Source organism: Pseudomonas sp. GL-B-19 (genome assembly GCF_019956415.1).
GTDB lineage: Bacteria > Pseudomonadota > Gammaproteobacteria > Pseudomonadales > Pseudomonadaceae > Aquipseudomonas.
This window is the reverse complement of sequence record NZ_JAHBDK010000042.1, coordinates 220,971-242,093: the sequence shown is the minus strand read 5'-3', so window position 1 is coordinate 242,093 and position 21,123 is coordinate 220,971. Positions and strand designations below refer to the sequence as shown.

General features: G+C 61.5%; 19 protein-coding genes. 4 read left to right on the top strand and 15 right to left on the bottom strand.

From position 1 onward, the window contains the following. Positions 1-123: 123 nt before the first annotated feature. Positions 124-843, top strand: a complete 720-nt coding sequence (locus KGB06_RS18240) for a 16S rRNA (uracil(1498)-N(3))-methyltransferase (RefSeq protein WP_223518120.1) — start codon at positions 124-126, stop codon at positions 841-843. Between the two features lie 4 nt (positions 844-847). Here KGB06_RS18240 and KGB06_RS18235 read toward each other — a convergent pair whose 3' ends face one another. The 3 genes from KGB06_RS18235 to KGB06_RS18225 are packed head-to-tail and all read right to left on the bottom strand — an operon-like array spanning position 848 to position 3,407. Beyond that, positions 848-1,750, bottom strand: coding sequence for a transporter substrate-binding domain-containing protein (locus KGB06_RS18235; RefSeq protein WP_223518117.1), 903 nt, complete (start codon positions 1,748-1,750; stop codon positions 848-850). A gap of 37 nt (positions 1,751-1,787) precedes the next feature. Further along, complete coding sequence (locus KGB06_RS18230) at positions 1,788-2,138, bottom strand: RidA family protein (RefSeq protein ID WP_223518113.1); 351 nt, start codon at positions 2,136-2,138, stop codon at positions 1,788-1,790. A 27-nt stretch (positions 2,139-2,165) separates the two neighbouring features. Further along, complete coding sequence (locus KGB06_RS18225) at positions 2,166-3,407, bottom strand: D-amino acid dehydrogenase (RefSeq protein ID WP_223518110.1); 1,242 nt, start codon at positions 3,405-3,407, stop codon at positions 2,166-2,168. Positions 3,408-3,516: 109 nt separating this feature from the next. On the opposite strand from KGB06_RS18225, the gene KGB06_RS18220 reads away from it, so the two are divergent. Then, on the top strand, positions 3,517-4,434 hold the full coding sequence (locus KGB06_RS18220) for a LysR family transcriptional regulator (protein WP_223518100.1): 918 nt from the start codon (positions 3,517-3,519) through the stop codon (positions 4,432-4,434). 18 nt (positions 4,435-4,452) lie between these two features. Here KGB06_RS18220 and trhA read toward each other — a convergent pair whose 3' ends face one another. Beyond that, positions 4,453-5,070: a PAQR family membrane homeostasis protein TrhA gene (gene trhA / locus KGB06_RS18215; protein WP_223518097.1), complete on the bottom strand. Its 618-nt coding sequence runs from the start codon at positions 5,068-5,070 to the stop codon at positions 4,453-4,455. Between the two features lie 183 nt (positions 5,071-5,253). Here trhA and KGB06_RS18210 point away from each other — a divergent pair, with 183 nt between their 5' ends. Further along, positions 5,254-6,168 carry a LysR substrate-binding domain-containing protein gene (locus tag KGB06_RS18210; RefSeq protein ID WP_223518094.1) on the top strand — a complete coding sequence of 305 codons (915 nt, stop codon included), beginning with the start codon at positions 5,254-5,256 and terminating at the stop codon, positions 6,166-6,168. Between the two features lie 113 nt (positions 6,169-6,281). Here the strand turns inward: KGB06_RS18210 and madM are convergent, their stop codons facing one another. From madM to mdcA, 9 genes are all read right to left on the bottom strand, one after another. Next, positions 6,282-7,046, bottom strand: a complete 765-nt coding sequence (gene madM / locus KGB06_RS18205; RefSeq protein WP_223518091.1) for a malonate transporter subunit MadM — start codon at positions 7,044-7,046, stop codon at positions 6,282-6,284. Between the two features lies 1 nt (position 7,047). Next, positions 7,048-7,464, bottom strand: coding sequence for a malonate transporter subunit MadL (gene madL, locus KGB06_RS18200; RefSeq protein ID WP_223518088.1), 417 nt, complete (start codon positions 7,462-7,464; stop codon positions 7,048-7,050). Between the two features lie 64 nt (positions 7,465-7,528). After that, a complete protein-coding gene (gene mdcH, locus KGB06_RS18195) occupies positions 7,529-8,440 on the bottom strand; it encodes a malonate decarboxylase subunit epsilon (protein ID WP_223518086.1) in 912 nt (303 codons plus the stop codon). Next, entirely contained in the window at positions 8,437-9,057 is a 621-nt protein-coding gene (locus tag KGB06_RS18190; RefSeq protein ID WP_223518084.1) for a malonate decarboxylase holo-ACP synthase, read from the bottom strand. The genes mdcH and KGB06_RS18190 overlap by 4 nt, the downstream gene beginning before the upstream one ends. Then, positions 9,051-9,854 (bottom strand): biotin-independent malonate decarboxylase subunit gamma, encoded by an 804-nt coding sequence (mdcE, locus tag KGB06_RS18185; protein WP_223518082.1) that lies wholly within the window; start codon positions 9,852-9,854, stop codon positions 9,051-9,053. The genes KGB06_RS18190 and mdcE overlap by 7 nt, the downstream gene beginning before the upstream one ends. After that, positions 9,851-10,714 carry a biotin-independent malonate decarboxylase subunit beta gene (locus KGB06_RS18180; RefSeq protein ID WP_223518080.1) on the bottom strand — a complete coding sequence of 288 codons (864 nt, stop codon included), beginning with the start codon at positions 10,712-10,714 and terminating at the stop codon, positions 9,851-9,853. Before KGB06_RS18180 ends, mdcE begins: the two co-directional genes overlap by 4 nt. After that, positions 10,707-11,006 (bottom strand): malonate decarboxylase subunit delta, encoded by a 300-nt coding sequence (locus KGB06_RS18175; RefSeq protein ID WP_223518077.1) that lies wholly within the window; start codon positions 11,004-11,006, stop codon positions 10,707-10,709. Before KGB06_RS18175 ends, KGB06_RS18180 begins: the two co-directional genes overlap by 8 nt. Beyond that, positions 11,006-11,896 carry a triphosphoribosyl-dephospho-CoA synthase gene (locus KGB06_RS18170; protein ID WP_223518074.1) on the bottom strand — a complete coding sequence of 297 codons (891 nt, stop codon included), beginning with the start codon at positions 11,894-11,896 and terminating at the stop codon, positions 11,006-11,008. The genes KGB06_RS18175 and KGB06_RS18170 overlap by 1 nt, the downstream gene beginning before the upstream one ends. Next, positions 11,896-13,566, bottom strand: a complete 1,671-nt coding sequence (mdcA, locus tag KGB06_RS18165) for a malonate decarboxylase subunit alpha (protein ID WP_223518071.1) — start codon at positions 13,564-13,566, stop codon at positions 11,896-11,898. Before mdcA ends, KGB06_RS18170 begins: the two co-directional genes overlap by 1 nt. Before the next feature lie 664 nt (positions 13,567-14,230). Here mdcA and KGB06_RS18160 point away from each other — a divergent pair. Beyond that, positions 14,231-14,617 carry a DUF6124 family protein gene (locus tag KGB06_RS18160; RefSeq protein ID WP_223518069.1) on the top strand — a complete coding sequence of 129 codons (387 nt, stop codon included), beginning with the start codon at positions 14,231-14,233 and terminating at the stop codon, positions 14,615-14,617. Positions 14,618-14,731: 114 nt separating this feature from the next. On the opposite strand, the gene KGB06_RS18155 is transcribed toward KGB06_RS18160, so the two are convergent. Both KGB06_RS18155 and KGB06_RS18150 read right to left on the bottom strand, forming a co-directional pair. Further along, on the bottom strand, positions 14,732-15,199 hold the full coding sequence (locus KGB06_RS18155) for a chemotaxis protein CheW (protein ID WP_223518067.1): 468 nt from the start codon (positions 15,197-15,199) through the stop codon (positions 14,732-14,734). Next, positions 15,192-21,089 carry an Hpt domain-containing protein gene (locus KGB06_RS18150; protein WP_223518066.1) on the bottom strand — a complete coding sequence of 1,966 codons (5,898 nt, stop codon included), beginning with the start codon at positions 21,087-21,089 and terminating at the stop codon, positions 15,192-15,194. The genes KGB06_RS18155 and KGB06_RS18150 overlap by 8 nt, the downstream gene beginning before the upstream one ends. Positions 21,090-21,123: the final 34 nt, after the last annotated feature.

Genomic DNA, 21,123 nt, shown 5'->3' with positions numbered 1-21,123 from the left:
GGTCTGCCGCTTTCGCTGGCAAGCCAGCTCCTACAGTTGATCGCGGTCGTTGTAGGAGCTGGCTTGCCAGCGATAAGGTCGGCACGACCTTCAGACGCTTTAGACCCTTTTCAGAGAACCCGCATGAGACTGTCCCGCTTCTTTATCGACGCCCCCCTGAGCACCGGCGAACACGAGTTGCCCGAAGCCCAGGCCCATTACATCAGCCGCGTACTGCGCATGGCCGAGGGCGATGCGTTGCAGCTGTTCGACGGTTCGGGCCACGAGTTTCGCGCCACGCTGGTGGAGGTCGGCAAGAAACGCGTCGTCGTGCAGATCGATGAAAGCTTCGCCGGGCAGGTCGACTCACCGCTGGCGATCCATCTCGGCCAAGGCCTGTCCCGTGGCGAGCGCATGGACTGGGCGATTCAGAAAGCCACCGAATTGGGCGTAACTGAAATCACCCCGATCTTCAGCGACCGTTGCGAAGTCCGGTTGAAGGATGAGCGCGCCGACAAGCGCCTGATGCACTGGCGCCAAGTGGCGATCAGTGCCTGTGAACAATGTGGGCGTTCGCGGGTGCCGGTAATTCATCCACCGCTGCTTTTGGCGGACTGGTTGAAACAGGCACAAGCCGAGTTGAAACTGGTGCTACATCCGGTGGCGGAGCCGTTGGTCAGTCACGCCAAACCTTCCAGCCTGGCGTTTCTGATCGGCCCCGAAGGCGGGCTGTCCGACGCCGAAGTCGAACAGGCCAAAGCCAGCGGTTTCCACGCCGCCCGCCTCGGCCCTCGCGTGCTGCGCACCGAAACCGCGCCAGTAGTGGCACTGGCGGTAGCGCAGCAACTGTGGGGCGATTTCTGACGCTTTACTGAACCGGATCGCTCGTCGGCTTGACGATGATCGCCTTGAGTTCACTGGTCATCGGGAACTCAAGGTTCAACCCCTTCGGCGGGATCGGCTGTTCAAACCAGCGCTGGTAGATGCCATTGATCTCGCCCGAACTGTACAGATCGGCCAATGCGCCATTCACCAGAGCGAGGAATTGCGGATCATCCTTGCGCACCATGCAGCTGTAGATTTCCCGCGATTGTTCCTCGCCGACCACCACCCATTTATGCGGATCCCGCGCCTTGGCACGTTCGCCATAAAGCAACGCGTCGTCCATGTAGAACGCAGCCGCCCGACCTGACTGCAGCATCTGGAAGGCTTCGCCGTGGTCCTTGGCGCTGATCACGAACATGTCGATCTTGTTGTCGACGTTGTAGCTCTTCAGAAAACGCTCGTTGGTGGTGCCGGCGGTGGTCACCACGTTCTTGCCGCGCAGGTCGGCGAAACTCTTGATCCCGCTGTCCCTGGCCGTCAGCAGCTGGCCTTTGACGTAGATGAAACCGTAGGAAAACGCCACTTGCTTCTGCCGTTCGGCGGTCACCCCGGTAGAGCCGCATTCGAGGTCGACGGTGCCGTTCTGCACCAGTGGAATCCGCGTCTGTGAGGTCACCAGGGTGTATTTCGCCTTGAGCTCCGGCAGCGCCAGTTGCTGACGGATGCGCTCGACAATCTTGCTTGCCAGATCCACTGAATAACCCATCGGCTGCCCCGTGTGATCGCCCACGTAGGAGAACGGCACCGACGCATCGCGATACCCGAGGGTGATGCTGTTGGCATTGGCGATCTTGCCCAATGTGCCGGTCAGCGGCGCTTCATTGGCTTGAACCTGACTACCTAGCAACAGCCCGAGGGTGCAGCCGAGCAACGTGATTTTTTGCATTGTTATTCTCCGTTGTGGGTGTTGGGTACGGGTGGGTTCAGATGCGGGCCGCGGTAATAGTGATTTCCACCAACACTTGCGGACGCGCCAGATCCGCCTGCACGGTGGTGCGGCTCGGCGCCTGTCCCGGTGACAACCAGGCCGACCAGACTTCATTCATCGCCGAGAAATCGGCATTGATGTCCTTCAGATAAATCGTCGCGCTCAGCAAATGATCTTTGTCGCTACCGGCCTCGGCCAGCAACGCGTCGATTTTCGCCAGTACTTCGCGGGTCTGACCGCCGGCATCCAGGGCGTCGCCTGGCACCTGACCGGAGAGAAACACCAGCTCGCCGAAGGTCACGGCGCCTGACAGGCGTGGGTTGCTGTGAAAACGTTTAATGGTCATGACAGGGTCCTTTTCTGACAGGGAAATTCAAGCGACCGGGTGGCTGAAACCCAGCAGGTCGATGGAAGTCTGGCGCTGGCTGATCAGCTCACTGAGTAACTGGCCGCTGCCACAGGCCAGGGTAAAACCCAGCGCGCCATGACCGAGATTGAGCCACAGATTGCGGTAGGCCGTAGCGCCCAGCAGCGGTACTCCGCTGGGGGTCGCTGGACGCATGCCGGCCCACTCCACGGCGGCATCGTAATCGCCGGCATTCGGGAACGTGTCGCGGGCCTGGCGCTTGATCAGGCTCAAGCGTTCGGGATCGACGGCCGAGTCGAAGCCGACAATGTCGACCATCGCCGCCACACGCAATTGCTCACCAATGCGCGCATACACGATCTTGCGGTCGTAGTCGGTGATGCTCAGCTCGGGCGCCCGGTGTTCGGCACCGATCGGCAGCGTCAGGCTGTAACCTTTCAGGGGATAGAGCGGTAGCCGCAGGCCAGGCAGCGCCAGCAGCGGACTGCGATGGCCGGCGGCAATTACCAGCTGCTCGACCGGCAACAGCTCGGCACCCAACTCAATGGCGGTGACCGCGCCGTTGCGGTGGTGAATGCCGGTCACGGCGTGGCCCAGGCGAAATTCGCAACGGCCGGACGCCTTCAGTCGCGCCGCCAGTTGTTGGCAAAAACCATGGCAATCGCCGACTTCTTCGTCTGGCGTATAGATCGCGCCGACAAAAGGGGCATCGGCCAGCGCCGGTTCCAGCTGCGTACACTCGGCGGCAGACAACACCTGCTGTTGCTGCGGATCGGCCAGGCCTTGTCGCGCTTTCCCGAAGCTGGCGGGGTTGCGGAATGTCACCAGTTTGCCATTGCGCCGCCATTGGAAACCGCTCAGCCCATCGTCTTCGCGCCAGGTTTTCAGTGTGCTCTGGCTGAACAGCGCCAGGCGCAGCAGATGCGCGGCGTTCTCACGGTTGACCGAATGGCGGCACGCGGCGAGGAACGATGCCATCCAGCGCCATTGCGTCGGGTCGAGACGCGGACGTAGCTTCAACGGCGAGTCGCCGCGCAGCATCCAGCCGATCGCCTGTAACGGCACGCCGGCGTCCGCCAGTGGCGCCACGTAGCGATAGGACAACTGGCCGCCGTTGGCGAAACTGGTTTCGCTGCCCAGCGAATCCCGGGCCTCGACCACCGTCACCTCGAAGCCGTCGCGCACTAGCGCATACGCCGTTGCAAGGCCAATCACGCCACCGCCGATAATGCACACACGCTGAACCATGTCCGTCCCTAAAACCGTTGTGAAGGCGAGGCCGAGGTTAGAGCCAGGTGACAGGCGGCGAACAATGAATAAAGATGCCGAACCCATAAACAAAGGTTATGGACTTGCCATGCGTCTTCGTCATATCGAAATTTTCCAGGCGATCCGCCAGACCGGGTCGATCAGTGCGGCCGCGCGATTGCTGCACGTCTCTCAGCCGGCGGTGACCAAGGTGCTGCAGCACGCCGAGCAGCAACTGGGTTTCCCTCTGTTCTTGCGGGTTCGCGGCAAATTGCAGGCAACGCCGGAAGCGCTGGAGCTGGAGCGTGAAGTCGATAAGGTCACCGAAAGCCTGCAAGGCGTGCGGCGCCTGGCCCAGAGCTTGCGCCGCGAGCCGGGCCATAGCCTGCGCATTGGCGCCACCCCGGCGCTGGCCCTGTCATTGCTGCCGCCGGCGATTCACGAGTGGACCGTGCGCTACCCGGACATCGCCTGTGAACTGTCGAGCGCCCATAGCCGCGAACTGGTGCAGAACCTGCTGATGCGCGAAGTGGATGTCGCCCTGACCCTGCAACGACCGGATCATCCAGGGCTCAAGGCCCAGGCGCTAGCGTCCGGCGTTCTGGTGGCGCTGGCGCCCGCCGGTTACTGGTCGGCAGCGGAGGCAGGCACACCGTTGCCGTTGATGGCGCTGGCGGATGCTCCGCTGATTGGTTTGTCCAGCGCCGACCCGTTGGCGGCCCGACTCGACAGTTACCTCGAAGCGGTGGAGCCGCCGCCCCGGATACGCATCGCAGTGCAGACCTATTCACTGGCCCGGGCGATGGTGGAATCCGGCGCCGGATTGGCGGTGATCGATCCATTCACGGCACTCGGCGCCTCCCCCGCCGCGACGACGATTCGCCCGTTGACCCCGCCGCTGCCTATCACTCTGTACGCGGTAACCCGCGCCACCGAACCGCCGCCCCACACCTTGAATGATCTGTTGCAAGTGTTCAGCCGCCGCGCCCAGGAACAACTGGATCGCTTGATCCCTGCGCAGGATTAAATGTAGGAGTGCGGTGGTTTAGAGGACATAAAAGAAAATCGCCACAAAGTGCAGCAAGCTCCCGGCAATCACAAACAAATGCCAGATCCCGTGGGCATGCCGCAGCCGATGGTCCAGGGCAAAAAAGATAATGCCCACGGTGTACAAGATCCCGCCCGCCGCCAGCCACGCAAACCCCGCAGTGCCCAACGCCGCGAGTAACGGCTTGACCGCTACCAGCACGATCCAGCCCATCACCGCGTAAATCACGATCGACAGAATCCGTGCTTCGGAACGCGGCTTGATCTCTTGCAGGATGCCGATCAGCGCCAGCCCCCAGACAATTCCGAACAGCGTCCAGCCCCACGGCCCGCGCAGGGTCACCAGACAAAACGGTGTGTAACTGCCGGCGATCAACAGATAGATCGAAAAGTGATCAACCTTCTGCATGATCGCTTTCTTGCGCCCGCGCACGCTGTGGTAAACAGTCGAGGCGCTGTACAGGACCATCAAGGTGAAACCGTAAATCGCCACGCTGACGATCTTCCACGGACTGCCGTCCATGCTGGCGATGACCAGCATCCAGACCACCCCGACCGTTGCTGCCACCGCCCCGACCAAATGCGTCCAGGCGTTCAATCGTTCCCCGTGATACATGCGTTGCTCACCTCAAAATTTGATGCAACATCGCGCAAACTGTAGGCGCTGTCGAGTGCAACGAGGCTGCGCTTTTTTCAAGATCAAAAGATCGCAGCCTCGTTTCACTCGACAGCTGCTACATAGCTGCTACAAAACATCGCATGCGTGCACAATCGAGCCATTCGAATAAGAGTCCGGGCCATGCTGATCGATGAAGAATTGACCCTGAAAAAACTCGAGGTGTTCCTGGCCTTTATGCGCACCGGCAATCTCGCCCGCGCCGCCGCCGAGTTGCAGACCAGCAACGTCAGCGTGCACCGGGCGATCCACTCCCTGGAAAGCGCCCTGCGCTGCCCGCTGTTCAAACACGAGGGCCGTAACCTGACGCCGCTGGAAAGTGCGTATGTGCTCGAAGAGCGAGCACAGAAGCTGATTCAGGACGTGGTCGAAACCGTGCGCCTGACACGCGAAGCCGCCGGTTTTTCCGCTGAACGCTTCAAGCTCGGCTCGCTGTACTCACTGACGGTGAAGACCGTGCCGCAGCTGATCATGGGCCTGAAAATCCGCCGCAGCGAACTCAACATCGACTTGATCCTCGGTTCGAACTTCGACCTGTTGTACAAGCTCAAGAACATGGAAGTCGACGCGATCCTGGTGTCGCTGGACGAGAGCGTCAATGACCCGGACTGCGAGCAGATTCCGCTGTTTTCCGACGACATCTTCCTCGCGACGCCAGCGGATTCGAAGTTTGCCCAACGCGCCGAGGTCGACCTGGCCGAAGTGCGCGACGAGACGTTCATTACCCTGACCCAGGGCTTTGCCACGCACCAGGACGGTAATCGGGTGTTCAAGCAGGCGGGGTTCGAGCCGAAGGTGGCGATGCAGGTCAACGACATCTTTACCCTGCTGAGCATGGTCAGCTCAGGGGTGGGTTATGCGTTGCTGCCGGGGCGGATTGCGGCGGTGTATGAGAACCGGGTGAAGCTGATACCGTTGCAGGAACGCTATCGGTTGCAGCAGCACATCGGGGTGGTGTTCTTGAAGGCCAAGGAGCGCGATCCGAACTTGCTGGCGCTGTTGGCGGAGTGCCGGATGTACGCCAATAGGCAGCTCTGAGACCGCGTCGCGACCATCGCGGGCAAGCCTCGCTCCTACAGGATTTACGCGATCCCTGTAGGAGCGAGGCTTGCCCGCGAAGGCGCCAGAACAGTCAGCGATGATCTACCGGCTTAACCAACAATCCCGCGAACAATGAAGTACAACAACGAAGGCCCCAGCAAGCACCCCAGCCCGGTATGGAACGTCGCCGTCAACGCGCCATAAGGCACCAACCGCCGATCCGTCGCCGCCAGCCCGGCCGTCACGCCGCTGACCGTCCCGGCCAACCCGCCAAACACCATCGCCGAACGCGGGTTATCCAGCCCCATCCAGCGTGCCGCCATGGGCGTGCCGACCATCACCAGAATCGCCTTGATCAACCCGGTGGCAATCGACAGCGCCATCACATCGGAACTGGCGCCAATCGCCGCCCCGGTCACCGGCCCGACGATGTACGTCACCGCGCCCGCGCCGATGGTGGTCATGCTGATCGCATCACGATAACCAAACGCCCAGGCCATGCACGCGCCGACAATGAACGGCAATATCGTGCCAAGAAGTAGCGCGATCACGCCAATCAACCCGGCTTTTTTCGCTTCGCTGGCCTGAACTTCGAATGCAGTGGCGACAATGGCAAAGTCGCGCAACATCGCGCCGCCCATCAACCCAATGCCAGAAAACAGGGTCAAATCCGCCAGGCCTTTTTGCCCTCCCGTCAGGGTACCTCCGACCCACGCCAGGACCAATCCGATGACAATGGCAATCGCCGAGCCGTGAATCCGCCCGAATGTCAGGCGCTTCGACAAGACAACCGACACCCACATGATCACGCCAACGAACGCGAACGCGGTGACCAGACTGTTGGTGGTCAGGCCTTTCTCGATGAGTTCCCACATATCAGCGACCTCCTACAGGTGTGCCGACCGGGGTAATGTCCACCGGTTCATCGGGCAAGGGTTCGCCTTTATGCGTCCGGCTGATCAAGGCAATGGTGCAGCCGCAGATCACCACCGAACCGATCGCCGCGAGCACCGCCACTGGCCCGCCATGCAAGGCCGTCACCACGTTTTGTTGTGCGGCCATGGCGACCACCACCGGAATGTACATGGCGCCCCAGAAGCCGACGCCCATCTCGCAATCCTTGGTCATGCCGCCGCGTTTTTGCATCCACAACCGCGCGCAAATCAGCAAGATCATCGCGATCCCGACCCCGCCAACGTTGGATTTAACGCCCAGCAACATGCCAAGCGCATCGCCCATGATCACTCCCGCCAGCGTACAGATCGCCAACAGCGCCACACCGTAAATAATCATTGTTGTAGTCCTCAAAATGCATCGTCGAATGTTGTTTTTGTTGTTCGAAGGCCTGAGTCGCGATCTAAGGTTGGCGGCTTCCCTCCTCACGCAACAGCGCCTGCAAGGTATCGAGCCGCGCACCGTCGAAGGCAATCACGGTGCCCTGCTCGAACACCCGGCGCGCCAGCCCGGTCAGCACCGCACCGGGCGGCAGTTCGATCTGTAGACGTACACCGCGCTCGTAAGCGCTTTGCACGGTGCCGCGCCAATCAACGACGCGGCACATGTTGAAAGCCAGGTCGTCGCGCAAGGCTTCGACGTTGATGATGGGCCGGGCGCGGCTGCCACTGAGATAGCCCAACGTTGGCGTTTTCAGCGGCACCCTGGCAAAGGCTTCGGCCAGGGTTTTAGCCGGCGCATCCAGCAGCGGACAATGCGACGGCACGCTGACCGCCAGCCGCTTGGCCAGACCTGCACCGCAACGTTTCGCCAGCGTCGCCACCGCGTTCATCGCCCCGTCGCTGCCGGCAACCACTATCTGGTTATCGGCATTGATATTGGCCAGGTAAACCGGCGTGTCGACGCTGTGAACCTGCGCCAGCAAGCCTTCCACTGTGGACAACTCCAGGCCGATGATCGCGGTCATGCCGTAGCCCTGTGGATAAGCCTGCTGCATCAACTCACCACGCAGGCTGACCAGATGCAGCGCATCGCTGAAACTCAAGGCACCGGCCACCACCGCTGCCGGGTAAGCGCCGATGGACAATCCGGCCACGTAATCCGGCGCGATGGATAACTGACGTGCCGCCGCGACACCGGCGATCAACAGGCAAAGCTGAACCGCACGGGTCGACTTCAAGGCCTCGGCGCCATCCAGCAACAACGTGTCTTCGCCCAACACATCACTCGCTTCGATCAGCGTCTCGCGAGGCAAACGCTGGAGCATGCCTGGCTGCTGCGCGCCCTGGCCGGGAAATACCAGCAAACTGCTCACGCGGCTTGCTCCTGCGGGTTCCACGGATCGATCACCAGACAGGCTTCGGTGGCGTTTTTCAGCAATACACATCCTGCAGAACCGGCCCATTCGCGCAGGGCCACAGCGCCGAACGGCGTCTGCAACTGCATGTCCACCGGGCACACCGCCGCATCCAGAATTTTCACCAATGACTGCGCCTGAGAACGCTCCAGCGCTTGCGGGGTGCGCAAGATCAAGTCGAGATCACTGCCCTCGTGCAAGGCAACAAAGCCGCTGGCCAATTCAAACCCGGCGCTACCGCTGACACCCCACACCCAACCACAGCCGTTGAGTATCGGCCGCAGTCGATTGAGGGCGCGTATTGCAGGCAAGTCCCGATCCGTCGAAACGTGACAAAGGTCTTCCGGTTTGACCCGCCGCTGAATCGCATCGACCGACATCACCGTTGCAAAACGCTGTTCACGCAAGCGCCCACGCACGCCGACCGCGACCATACCCGGCGCGCTAACCGCACGCCGAACCGCCACTGGCTGCCCCGCACCGAGCGAGTCGATCACCCACACAGGCGCATCCACCGGCAGTTGCTCCGGGGTCATTCCCCAGAGCAGATCGTGGGCCATAAGCGTGTTCACCACTGCGCTCTCAACAGTTGGCGAACCTTGCTCGACGCCCCGCGATTGCTCGCACCCAAGCGGCTGCTCAGATCGCGACCGCTGGCGGCTACATCGCCAATCGCCTGATTCAGGCATTCAGCCACCCGCGCCAGATCGGCTGCAGTCGGCTGCTCAATCTGTTCCACCGACAGGGTTTCCCACAGCAAACCGAGACTGGCGTAGCTGTCGATGTCATAGGCCATCGGCGGCACGCTCGCGGCCAGCACTTCCAGTTCTTCAACGCTGCGCAAGGTCACTCGCGCCGCCGAGGCCTTGCCCATCGCATGCACCATTACACCTGGATCGCGCAGGGCAATCAGCCGATTGGCCTGATACCCATGGGCCAGAAACGCGCCGGACATCGCCTTGCCCACCAGCAAACCAATCACCGCATGACCGGCCAACCGCGCACGGGCGTAACTGTCTGCCGCCCCGGCCAATGCCTGGTGAATGCCGAGGGCTTCTTCGCGTCGGCCATAAGCCTGACTCGGCACATCGACGATGGCGATCAAGGCGCGTTTGTGCGGTTTTTCACTGTCAGCAGCAATGACTTCATCCACAGCCTTGGCCAAACCCCAGCCTTCCAGAAGACCCACTTCACCGTTACGCGCACGGACAAAGCGGTTGTCCGGATCAGCCACCACCGCGAGAAACCGCGCAGGCTGATCACCCAGCACACCATCGGCCACCTTCAATGAAGCCGGCAAACCTTCGACCGGCTTGGCCCCTGCGCTCAAGGCGTTGAACCAGTTCAAACCTCTTAGCGAATAGGTGCTCATGAGCGCGCTCCTTGATACAGATCGCGAACCGTCGCCGGTTCGATTTGCGGCGTGGCGTCCAGCCGTGCCAGCCGTTGCAGGTACAGATCCGCCTGACGGCTGCGTTGTTGCGCCGGCAAACCTTGTTGCAGCAGTTCACTGACCTGCTGCTGAATCTGCGCCACATCATCGGCGGCATAACGATCCACCAAACCGCTGGCAAAACGCTGTTCGCCACCGGTCAGGCTCCAGATGAAAGGACGGTCGCGGGAGTCGTATTCCTCAAGCCCGGCTTCTTGTTCGATCACTTGCGGGCCATTCAAGCCAAGGCGCGCTTCCTGGGTCACCAGCAAATAACTGCACAACCCGGCGGCAATCGACATCCCGCCAAAGCAGCCGACGCTGCCGGCCACCACACCAATTACCGGTTGGTATTGGCGCAGGTCGACAATCGCTGCATGAATATCGGCAATCGCCGCCAACCCAAGGTTGGCTTCCTGCAAGCGCACGCCGCCGGTTTCCAGCAGCAGCACGGCGCGGGTTGGAATGCCGTTGCGATTATCTTCAGCGGCCAATTCCAGCGCACCAGCAATCTTCGCCCCGCCGACTTCACCGAGGCTGCCGCCCTGGAATGCACCTTCGATGGCGGCGATGACCACCGGCAAACCACCGATGCTGCCCTTGGCGATCACTACGCCGTCATCGGCTTGCGGTACCACGCCCTGGCGCTCAAGCCACGGCGACATGACGCGTTGAAACGGGTCGAGCAATTCGCGGAAGGTGCCGGGGTCGAGCAAGGCTTTCGCTCGTTGCCGGGCACCGAGCTCGATGAAGCTGCGTCTTTGTAGGTATGGCTGAAGGAGTTCTGCGCTGTCAGTCATGGCCGATCTCCTCAAAGCCTTGTTCCAGACGCAAGCGCACCACGCCCGGTGTCGCGCCGAAATCGTGGATATCAATCGCCATCGCTGGCGGTGTCTGACCGTCGAACATACGCGCGAACAGATGTTGCCAGCGTTGCTGCGCGCCATTGACCGAGGTCTGTACGTTGATGGTCAGCTTGCCGGCCTGACCCGGTTCGATCAGCACTTCCAGATCGCCCGAGCCGACACAGCCCACCAGCGTGCGACCGCGTGGCGGCTGCCCGGCGGGGAATTCAAAGGATAAAGTTTCCATCAAAACGCTTCCCTTCTTGAATGGCAGAGGATGAGGCCATCGCCCGACTCGATACGGTCAATAAACAGGCAGGCTGCGAGCAAGTCGGCAGCACCACCGGGCGAGGCATTCAAAGCGATTAATTGTTCATCCAACTCATGCAAACGGCGGCGACCGGCGAGGCTGGCGCTGCCACCCGCGTCGAGCACGGCCTGGGCGCCAAGTTGCATGGTTTGCAGACCTTGTTCGCCCGCGCGGTAGAGCACGCAGGTGTCGGCCAGTCGGGTCATGATTGCCAGCAAGGCATCGAGCCGGGCGTTCTGTTCACCGTGACCGGCGGCGCGGCTGTGCTTGAGTTGCGGCAATGCCCGTTGAACCACAGAAGGAAAACCCAGTTGCGCTTCTTCACGGGCACCACGGGCGCCGTAACGCTGGGCGACTTGGGCGCCGTGGCTGAAGGAACGTGGCTCATAGCGGTCGTCGAGTAACGCCAGGCGTGCGGCGCGCAAGGTGATGGAACTGGCCGCGCTGCATTCAGGCTCCAGCGCCGCAGCAGTGACCAACAGGCCCAGGGCCCAGATCGCCCCGCGATGGGTATTCACACCGCCCGTGTTGGCGAGCATCGCTTGCTCCCCTTCCCGGCCAATCCGCCCCACCGCTTCGCGCAGCGGCAAACCGATTTCGCCACATTCGATAGCGGATTCGGCCATTTCCTTGAACGCAGACCAGAGTGACAGCGCCGAGGCGTGCATCAGCCCCAGGTGCAAATCGGTGTGGGCGCCGTTGCCGCGACGATCGACCAGCGCCGGTTTCGGCGACAGGTCCGCTTCGTCGATCAGCGCATCCACTGCCAGGTCGGCCAGCCGCTCGGCCAGGGTCAAGGTTTTCGGTTGCAGGTTAAGTGCGTGCATTACCAGCTCCTGAACTTGGCGGGCGGGTTGTAGAGGCCACCGGACCACTCGACCAGATCAGCCACGCTTTTGGCCGCAAGCAGTTCGCGGGTGGCGTCGGTGCGGCGGATGCCAAGGTCTTCGGGCAACGCGATCAGGCCTTCGCGGCGCATGCGCGCGGTGTCTTTCGGATTGTGACGCAGGCCAATGGCGGTCACCCCGGCGACAGCGGCGATCATCGCCTGGCGTTCTTCCAGCGAACGCGCCTTGTACAAGTAAGCGATGCCTTCTTCGGTCAGCAGGTGGGTGACGTCGTCGCCGTAAATCATGATCGGCGCCAGCGGCATACCGCTTTTCTTCGCCACGTCGATCGCGTCGAGGGTTTCGACGAAGGTCGGTTTGCCGCCCTCCTGGAACGTCTCGACCATTTGCACCACGAGTTTTTTGCCGCGTTCAAGCAAGGCTTCAGGCGCATCGTCGTGTCGCATGTCGAGCCAGGCCGGCGTGCCGTGACGACGACCGCGCGGGTCGTGGCCCATGTTCGGCGCGCCGCCGAAACCCGCGAGGCGTCCGCGGGTCACGGTGGAGGAATGACCGTCGCCATCGACTTGCAACGTGGCGCCGATAAACAGGTCCACCGCGTATTGCCCGGCCAGTTGGCAGAACATCCGGTTGGAACGCAGCGAGCCGTCGCGCCCGGTGAAGAACACGTCTGGCCGGGCGGCGATGTAGTTTTCCATGCCCAATTCGGTGCCGAAGCAATGCACGCTTTCGACCCAGCCGCTTTCGATCGCCGGGATCAAGGTCGGGTGCGGATTGAGCGTCCAGTTGCGGCAGATTTTGCCTTTCAATCCGAGGGATTCGCCGTAGGTCGGCAGGATCAATTCGATGGCGGCGGTGTTGAAACCGATGCCGTGATTCAGCGACTGAACGTTGTGTTTTTCGTAGATGCCACGGATCGCCATCATCGCCATCAGCACGTGTACGGGCTTGATGTGCCGTGGGTCGCGGGTGAATAGCGGTTCGATGTAGAACGGCTTGTCGGCCACCACCACAAAATCGACCCAGGACGCAGGGATGTCGACGCGAGGCAGGTCCGTCACGTCGTCCACCAATTGATTGACCTGGACGATGACGATGCCATCGCTGAAGGCTGCCGGTTCAATCAATGCGGGAGTGTCTTCGGTGCTCGGCCCGGTGTAGATGTTGCCGGCGCGGTCGGCCATGAAACCGGCGGAAAGAACGACGTTGGGAATCAGGTCGACCACCAGTCGCGCATAGAGCTCGATGTAGGTGTGGATCGCGCCGATTTCCAGCAGGCCGTCTTCCAGCAACTGGCTGATGCGCAGGCTTTGCGTGCCGGCGAAGGAGAAGTCGAGCTTGCGGGCGATACCGCGTTCGAACAGGTCCAGATGCTCGGCACGGCCGACGCTGGGCATGATCATGTGCAGGTCATGCAGCTTGGCGGGATCGGCCTTGACCAGTGAGCGGGACAGGAAATCCGCCTGCTTCTGGTTATTGCCCTCCAGCACCACGCGGTCGCCGGGCAGGATAAGCGCCTCCAGCGCCGCGACTATTTTGTCGGTGGGCAGGACCACACCGTCGGCCAGATCCTTGACCAACGCCAGACGCCGCTGCTTTTCGCTACGCCGGCGCGTCCATCGCGAGTCGGGGGATATTGTTGTTGTCATGACCACTCCACGGGTTCGCTTTCGTGGGAGTCACCTTAGGAGTGTTGGGTGGGGGCATCAATCAAGCTGAGCGGTGGATCGTTACGGTCAGGGTAATGGTTGACCGGGCGGACGCCATCGCGAGCAGGCTCACTCCTACATTGGATTTGCGCCGTACACAAAACCTGTAGGAGTGAGCCTGCTCGCGATGGGGCCAGAACATTCACCGTAGCATCACAGTCTGGTCATCTGATGCACGCGAATCAGTCCCAAAAAAGGACCTTTCAGTCCCTTTTTGGGACTCTTCAACCTTTTCCGGTCGATTGAGGTTTTGTGTTTAAAAGTTTGTTCGCAGGAAGGGTGTGAGGCTACGCAGTCTGACGGCGCTGCCTACAGCAATGCCGGAAGCCGCTGACTGGTGGGGTTTTGCGCTGAGCTTTATCGTTTGTGGGTCGCTGACAATTCAGCGACCGGGGCTGGAAACCCCATGAGTACGGGGCGCAAAAGCGTCCTTCATAACGTATGCTTGCGCACCTTTAAAGTGTGCACTCCGTTATGGCGGCTGTGCGCGGAAGACCTTAGGGTCTGCCGGGTCTCCGTACCCCGGGTTTCCAACCGCGTACAGCTGCCACCCATTCGCTTGGAAACCGAATGGGCCAGCTTCAACCCTGTATGGAGATTCACTATGTTCAAAGCCACTCCCAACCCCCCGGAAACCGACACCGGTTCCGACGCATCCCTCGAAGCCGAAAAACTCAAAGAAGCCGCCGACCGCGCCTTCGCCCATTACTTCCCCCCTGCTCGCGACAAACCATCGGGACGCCGTAACAAGTCCCAGCTCTTCACTGTATGCCCCGACATCGACGCCGAAGCCCTGCTGGCCAACGCCTCCGAAGACATGCTGTCGATCAGCGCGATTGCTGCCGATCTGGCGGACGATGTGGAAGGCTCACGCCGCTCGGTCGCCTTGGCGATCAGCCGAATGGCGGATGGCGTGCAGTTGTTGGTGGAGCGGGCGTTGGACCATTACGAAGCGTTGCAGATGCAGATGCGGGCTCAGGCCAAGGTTTAGCCGTCAGGTTTGAGGTGAATGGAAGGCCGCCATCGCGAGCAGGCTCGCTCCCACATTGGATCTGCGGCGTACACAAAACCCCTGTGGGAGTGAGCCTGCTCGCGATGGGGCCAGTCAGACCAACCCAGCACTTACAAGCAGTTCTTCCAGTGCCAATAAGTCAGGGACTTTGGCAACTTGCTCCCCCACCTGCACCGCCGCCTGTTCCAACGGGCACAACGGCACATCGACATAGCTCAGCTGACTGTCCAGCTTGTGCGACCGAGGAATCCCCTGCACCAGCAATGCAATGAACTTCAACGCCGGCCGCCCGCCCAGCGCATTGAGAATCACAATCCTCGCGCGCTCGCCGATGACGACTTTATTACCGCAAGCCGACTCAAAACTGAGCAACGGTATCTGCCGGTCCCGCCACTTCACCAGGCCCAGATACCACGGTGGCGTATCCAGATCGAATGCCCCCGGCTGATAGTCGATCAGCTCCGCCACCGCGACGTTGGGCAGGATCAGATTGCGGTCGGCCAAGGGCAGCAGCAGGCCGGTGAGGTTGTTGGTGCGCTGGTAAAAATGGTCATCAAGCATGGGATTTGCTCCACAGGGCGATGCTTTCCAGCAGCACCGATTCCTGGTACGGCTTGCCGAGGTAATCGTTAACGCCGATGGCCATTGCGCGGTCGCGGTGTTTCTGGCCCGTGCGTGAGGTGATCATGATGATCGGCAGGTGCTGCAAACGCTCGTCGGCGCGCACCTGAGTCGCGACTTCAAAGCCGTCCATGCGCGGCATCTCGATGTCCAGCAGCATCACGTCCGGCATGTGTTCTTCGAGCAGCAGCATGGCGTCGACCCCGTCCTTGGCGGTCAGCACATTCATGCCGTGGCGTTCGAGCAAACGACTGGTGACCTTGCGCACGGTCACCGAGTCATCGACCACCAGCACCAGCAATGGCTTGTGTGGCTCGACCTCGGTGTCCTGGGTTAGCGCCTGCTGCGGCACAGGCGCCTGCATGGCGCGGATCGGCGCCAGCAAATCAAGAATCAGCACCACCCGGCCATCGCCCAGAATCGTCGCACCGGACAAGCCCTGCACCGCCGCGAACTGCGGGCCGAGGCTTTTCACCACGATCTCGCGGGTGCCGGCCATGGAGTCGACCTGCACCGCAATGTGCCGCTCGTTGCATTGCACCAGCATCACCGGCAACGGCAGGCTTTGGCCCAGCAGTTTCGGGCGGGAACTGGTTTTCAGCAACTCGCCGAGGTAGCACAACTCATAGTCCTGCCCGGCGTACTTGTACCTTGGGGGATCGAGTCGGTAATGCCCTTCGAGTTCGTTGGGCAGCACACGGACGATACCGCCGATGGTGTTCAGCGGGATCGCATATTGATCTTCAAAGCACTGCACCATAAGCGCGCGGTTGACCGAGACGGTGAACGGCAGACGAATGCGGAAATGCACGCCCTGCCCCGGCACCGAGTCGATAACCATCGTGCCGCCGAGCTGGCGAACTTCTTCATGGACCACATCCATGCCGACGCCGCGTCCGGAAATCTGGGTAATCTTCTCTGCCGTGGAAAACCCCGGTTGCAGGATGAACTGCAGCACGTCGTGGTCGCTGATATCGGCGTCCGCGGCCAGCAAGCCGCGCTTGATCGCCTTGCGTCGCACCGCGTCCAGCGGCACGCCGGCACCGTCGTCGCGGATGTCGAAAATCATGTCGCCGCCCTCGCGGGACAAGTCGAGTGTGATCCGCCCCTTGGCCGGTTTGCCGGCCGCGATTCGCACCTCGGCCGATTCCAGGCCGTGGTCCACGGCATTGCGCAGCATGTGTTCCAGCGGCGGCGCCATACGTTCGAGCACGTTGCGGTCCATCTCGCCTTCAGCGTTGCCGACAATGAACTCCACGTCCTTGCCCAGTTCGCTGGAGACCTGCCGAACGATGCGCTTCAAACGCGGCAGCATCCGCTCGAACGGCACCATGCGCGTGCGCATCAGTCCTTCTTGCAACTCGGTATTGATGCGGCCCTGCTGTTGCAGCAGGTTTTCCGCGTCCTGGTTGCGCCGGTCGAGGGTTTCCTTCAAATCGAGCAAATCAGAGGCCGATTCGAACAGCGCACGGGACAGTTGCTGCAATTGCGAGTGGCGGTCCATTTCCAGCGGGTCGAACTCTTCGTAGCCCAGGCGTTCGGCGTCGACTTGCTGGCGGCTGAGAATGCGCCCCTGGGTTTCGGTATCAAGTCGGCGCAATTGGTCGCGCATACGCTCGATGGTGGTTTCCATCTCGCTCAGAGTGACCCGCGCATCGTTGACCTGCTGTTCGATACGGCCACGGAAGATTGAAGTTTCACCGGCCAGGTTGACCAGGTCATCGAGCAGTTCAGCCGAGACCTTGACCATGTCGGCGCCCGCTTCCGCTTGTATCGCGGGCGTCTCTGGCTTGGCGGCGGGCGTCACAACGGCCGGTTGGAGCACGGCCGGATGGCTGAAATTCTTGATCGCGTCGATCAGTTGGTCAGCGGGCGGCAATGGCTGCCCGGCGCGGGTCGCATCGAGCATCTGCGCCAACCGGTCGTGGCTGCTTTGCAACAACGTAAACATCGCCTCGCTCGGTTGCAGCGCGCCCGCCGAGAGGCTTTCGTAGAGAAACTCCAGCTCATGGGCAAGGTCGCCAATCGGCGCGATTTCGACCATTCGCGCGCCGCCCTTGAGCGTGTGCAGTTCACGCAGCAGGGTTTCCATTTCTTGTCGGTTCGACGGTTCGGCTTGCCAGCGCACGAGCGCGGCGCCGGAGTTTTCGATGATGTCGAAACCTTCCTCGAGGAAGATCTCCAGCAACTCGGGATCATGCCCCGGCGAATCCTTGACCGGCTCGGGCTCCGCCACTTCGGCGACGTTGGCATTGCCCTGACGAAACTCGCGAATCGCCTCGATCAGCTCGCCCGGGTTCCCCAGCGATTGCTGATTCTGCAACTGCTCAAGCAACACCGCGAGCCGGTCATGGCTCTGTTGCAGCAGCTGCACCAGGGTTTCACTGTGGTTATAACGGCGGTCCACCAAGTCTTCGTAAAGGCTTTCCAATTCATGGGCGAGGTCGCCGACCGGCTGGACTTCGGCCATCCGCGCACCGCCCTTGAGGGTGTGCAAATCCCGCTGCAAGGACAACAGCGGTGCGGCGTTGTCCGGGTCATTCAACCAGCGTTGCAGCGCGTGGCCGGCACTTTCGAGGATATCCATCGCTTCTTCGAGGAAGATCGAAACGATTTCGTCATCCAGTTCAACCTGGGTCGCCGATTGCTCCAGCTCGGCGGTGGCGCTGCCCAGCTCCCGGATACTCAGGGTACGGCTGCCATCACTGCGAATCAGGCCCATGGACGAAGGATCCAGACTTTCGTCGAGCAAACCGCGCAAGGCCCGGATACGTTCCGGTTGCGGGGTGATTTCCTGGCCGGCGGCCAGTTCGTCGAGCATGTTGATCAGCGCTTCATGAGCACTTTGCGCCTCATGGAAAAACCGCTCGCTGACCGCCAGGCTGCTCTCTTCCACCGCGCCGTACAGGTCGAGCAAGGCTTCGCAGAGCGCATCCACCGGATGCAAATCGGCGAGGTGCGCGACTTCGCCGAGCGTGGTCAGTTCGTCGAGCAGCGCGGTCAGTTCCTGACGCTCGCCAGGATGCTGCTGCCAGCGCTGCAACAGGCTTTCGGCGTCCAGCAGGATGTCCATGCCCTGGGACAGGAAGTTGTTGATCAACTGCGGATCGCGCTTGGTTCGCAGCGCGGTATTGGGCGTGCTCGACAGGGTTTGCAGACGCTCGGCGAGTAACGACCGGGTGTGTTCGATCAATGGGCCGGCGCCGCGTATCTGCGCCAACGGGTCCGACTTGAGCTGTCGCAACCCGAGCCGGAACAACCCTTCGGCTTCCAGCAACAGCTCGACTTCGTCCAAATCCAGTGCGATCAGGTGCGCCTTGTACTCGCGGGCCAGTTGATCCAGTGCCGTCGCCAGCTCGGCAATCGGCAAGACCCCGGCCATCGAGGCACTGCCCTTAAGTGTGTGCAACGCCCGCTGCAACTCGTCGCTGGCCTGAAGTGGCACATGCTCGGCGGCCTGATCGAGAAAGCGGTTGAGGCTGGCCAGATGGGTTTCGGCTTCTTTGCGGAAGATCTCCAGCAACAGCGGGTCAAGGGCCGCCACGTCTTGGGTATCTTCATCGCTGGCCGGCGCATCGCCCTTGGCTAGCGCATGTGCGCGTGCGGCTAGCAGGTCGACATCATTGCGTTGGCGCTGAGCATTGCCAGCATATTCGGCCACCAGTTCCGGCAGTAAATCCAGTGCATCGGTGAGCAGTTGTTGCACGGCCGCCCCAGGCGCGACGCTGTCCTCCAGCACGCGGTTGAGCAGGTTTTCCACCGCCCAGGCCAGCTCGCCCAGCACCAGCGCCCGGACCATCCGGCCACTGCCTTTCAAGGTATGAAAGGCTCGGCGCAATTCGCTCAAGGCAGACTTGTCGTCGGGGTTGGCCGCCCAGCGCGGTAAATAGTCCTGGAGGATATCCAGGACTTCATCGGTCTCTTCGAGAAAGACTTCGCGCAGCTCATCGTCGACCGGCTCTTCACCGGCGGGCGGCGGCAACAGGCTGCCCGGTGTGGTCAGGGCAGGCGGATTGACGGAAGACACGGGACTGGCCAGCACATCGGCCAGCGACTGCACGGTCTCGGGGTCATCGAGTTCCTGCATCTCCTGCATGACCAGGGCTTCACTCGGGCTAAGCACATCGTCGAGCATTGGCACCTGGAATTCGCTGGGGAAAAACCCGAGTGACGCCAGGCTTTTTTCCGCAACGTCGAGCAGTTGTTCGCCCGGCGCTTCGGGATCGTCGCCAAGGCGCTCCAGGTAATATTCGATGCTGGTGACCACGTCGGCCAGGCTGTCCAGCTCTTGCCAATCGGGCTGGTCCAGCTCCAGCAGCAAGTGCTCGCGAATGAAGTGATTGCAGGTTTCGATCAGGCTCGCCGCACGGCTCAACGGGATCATCGACAACGCGCCGCGCACCTGGGTCAGCAAGGCCGGCAACGCCTGCAAATGCTGGCGATCCCAGTCGGCGTCGATGTAGTCGACGATCATGTCCTTGGCTTCTTGCAAACAGATGCGCGCTTCGCGGATGACGATCTGGTGGATCTGCGTCAAGTCGGTGGTCGGCAGGCGGCTTTCTTCCTGGCTCTCGGGCTCTACCGTGCCCATCATGCCGGCCAAATTGGCTTCGACGTAGAGCAAGGCGCCCGCGACGTCCATGAGGATCGCGTCGTTGGGTTCGCGCTGGCCCTGAGCCAGGCTCAGCACCACCGCCAGTTGATCGATGATGACTTTGCGCGGCTGGCCAAACCCCAGCACCGCCAGGGTGTCGGCGATTTGCCGCAGCGGCGCCAACAGGCTATCGAGGTCCGAGATGTGCTGGCGGTCGCTGCGCACGAACAGGTCCAGGCGCTCCTTGACTCGCACCAGCTCTTCACAAAGCGCAGCCAGCACCGAGCGCATGGCATCGCGGTCGGGGCCGGCCAGACGTGCGCGTTCTTCATCGACCATCGCGCTGTCAGGCAACGCGTCGTCCAGTGAGTAGCGATCTTTCATGGTCAGCATCTGCCCGGTAGGAAGTTCGGCCTTGGCAATGTAGAACAGCAAACTCTTGAGCAGCTCCGGCGGTGCCGGTTGATTGATCCCGCGGATGCCTTGTTCGAGCAAACGCTTGAGTTCTTTGTCGGCGTCCTTGAACAGGCTGCGCAGCGCCGGGCTGTTGGCGATCACGTCTGTGCGCATGCCTTCGACCAGTGCCGAGGCGACTTGCCACAGCGGGCTCAGGGGCGCATCAGCGCATAACCCTTCAAGGCGTGAAAAAACCTTGGCCAGATAATTAAAATGGGTGTCGTCATCCTGTTCTCGCAGCAACCCGACCAGCGCCATCTGCAACATCTGGCGCAATTTGCGTAGCACATTGGCTAAGTCCGCAGGCTCCAGCAGCGCCAGCGACGCTTCGTCCAGCGGTGGCAGCTCCACCAGTTGCGGGCTGAACAGGCTGGTTTCCGAGAGCAGGGTTTCTCCCCGGGCACTGCGCAAATCGTTGATCAGCGGCAACACCACCAAGGGTAGGTCACGGCGCGCACCTTGCACCCGGTCGAGGTAAATCGGCAGCTGCCCGAGGGCTTGCATCAACAGGTGAAGCGCCTCGTCACGGTGGCTGACGCGGTTGTGCTGCAAGGCGCGGGTCAACTGCTCCATCTCTTCGGCGAACAGGGCCGCGCCGTAGAATTCGACCATCTGCAAACTGCCGTGAACCTGATGGATGAACGCCAGGCAATCACTCAAGGCGTACAACGCCTGCGGGTCATCAAGCAGGGTTTCGATCGCTTGATGGGCCTGCTTCAGCGTTTCGGCAATCTCGCCTTTGACCCACTCGAGGGCCACATAGTCGTGCCGATCACCCATAACCACTCCAGTCCCTACGCCAATCAAAAATCAT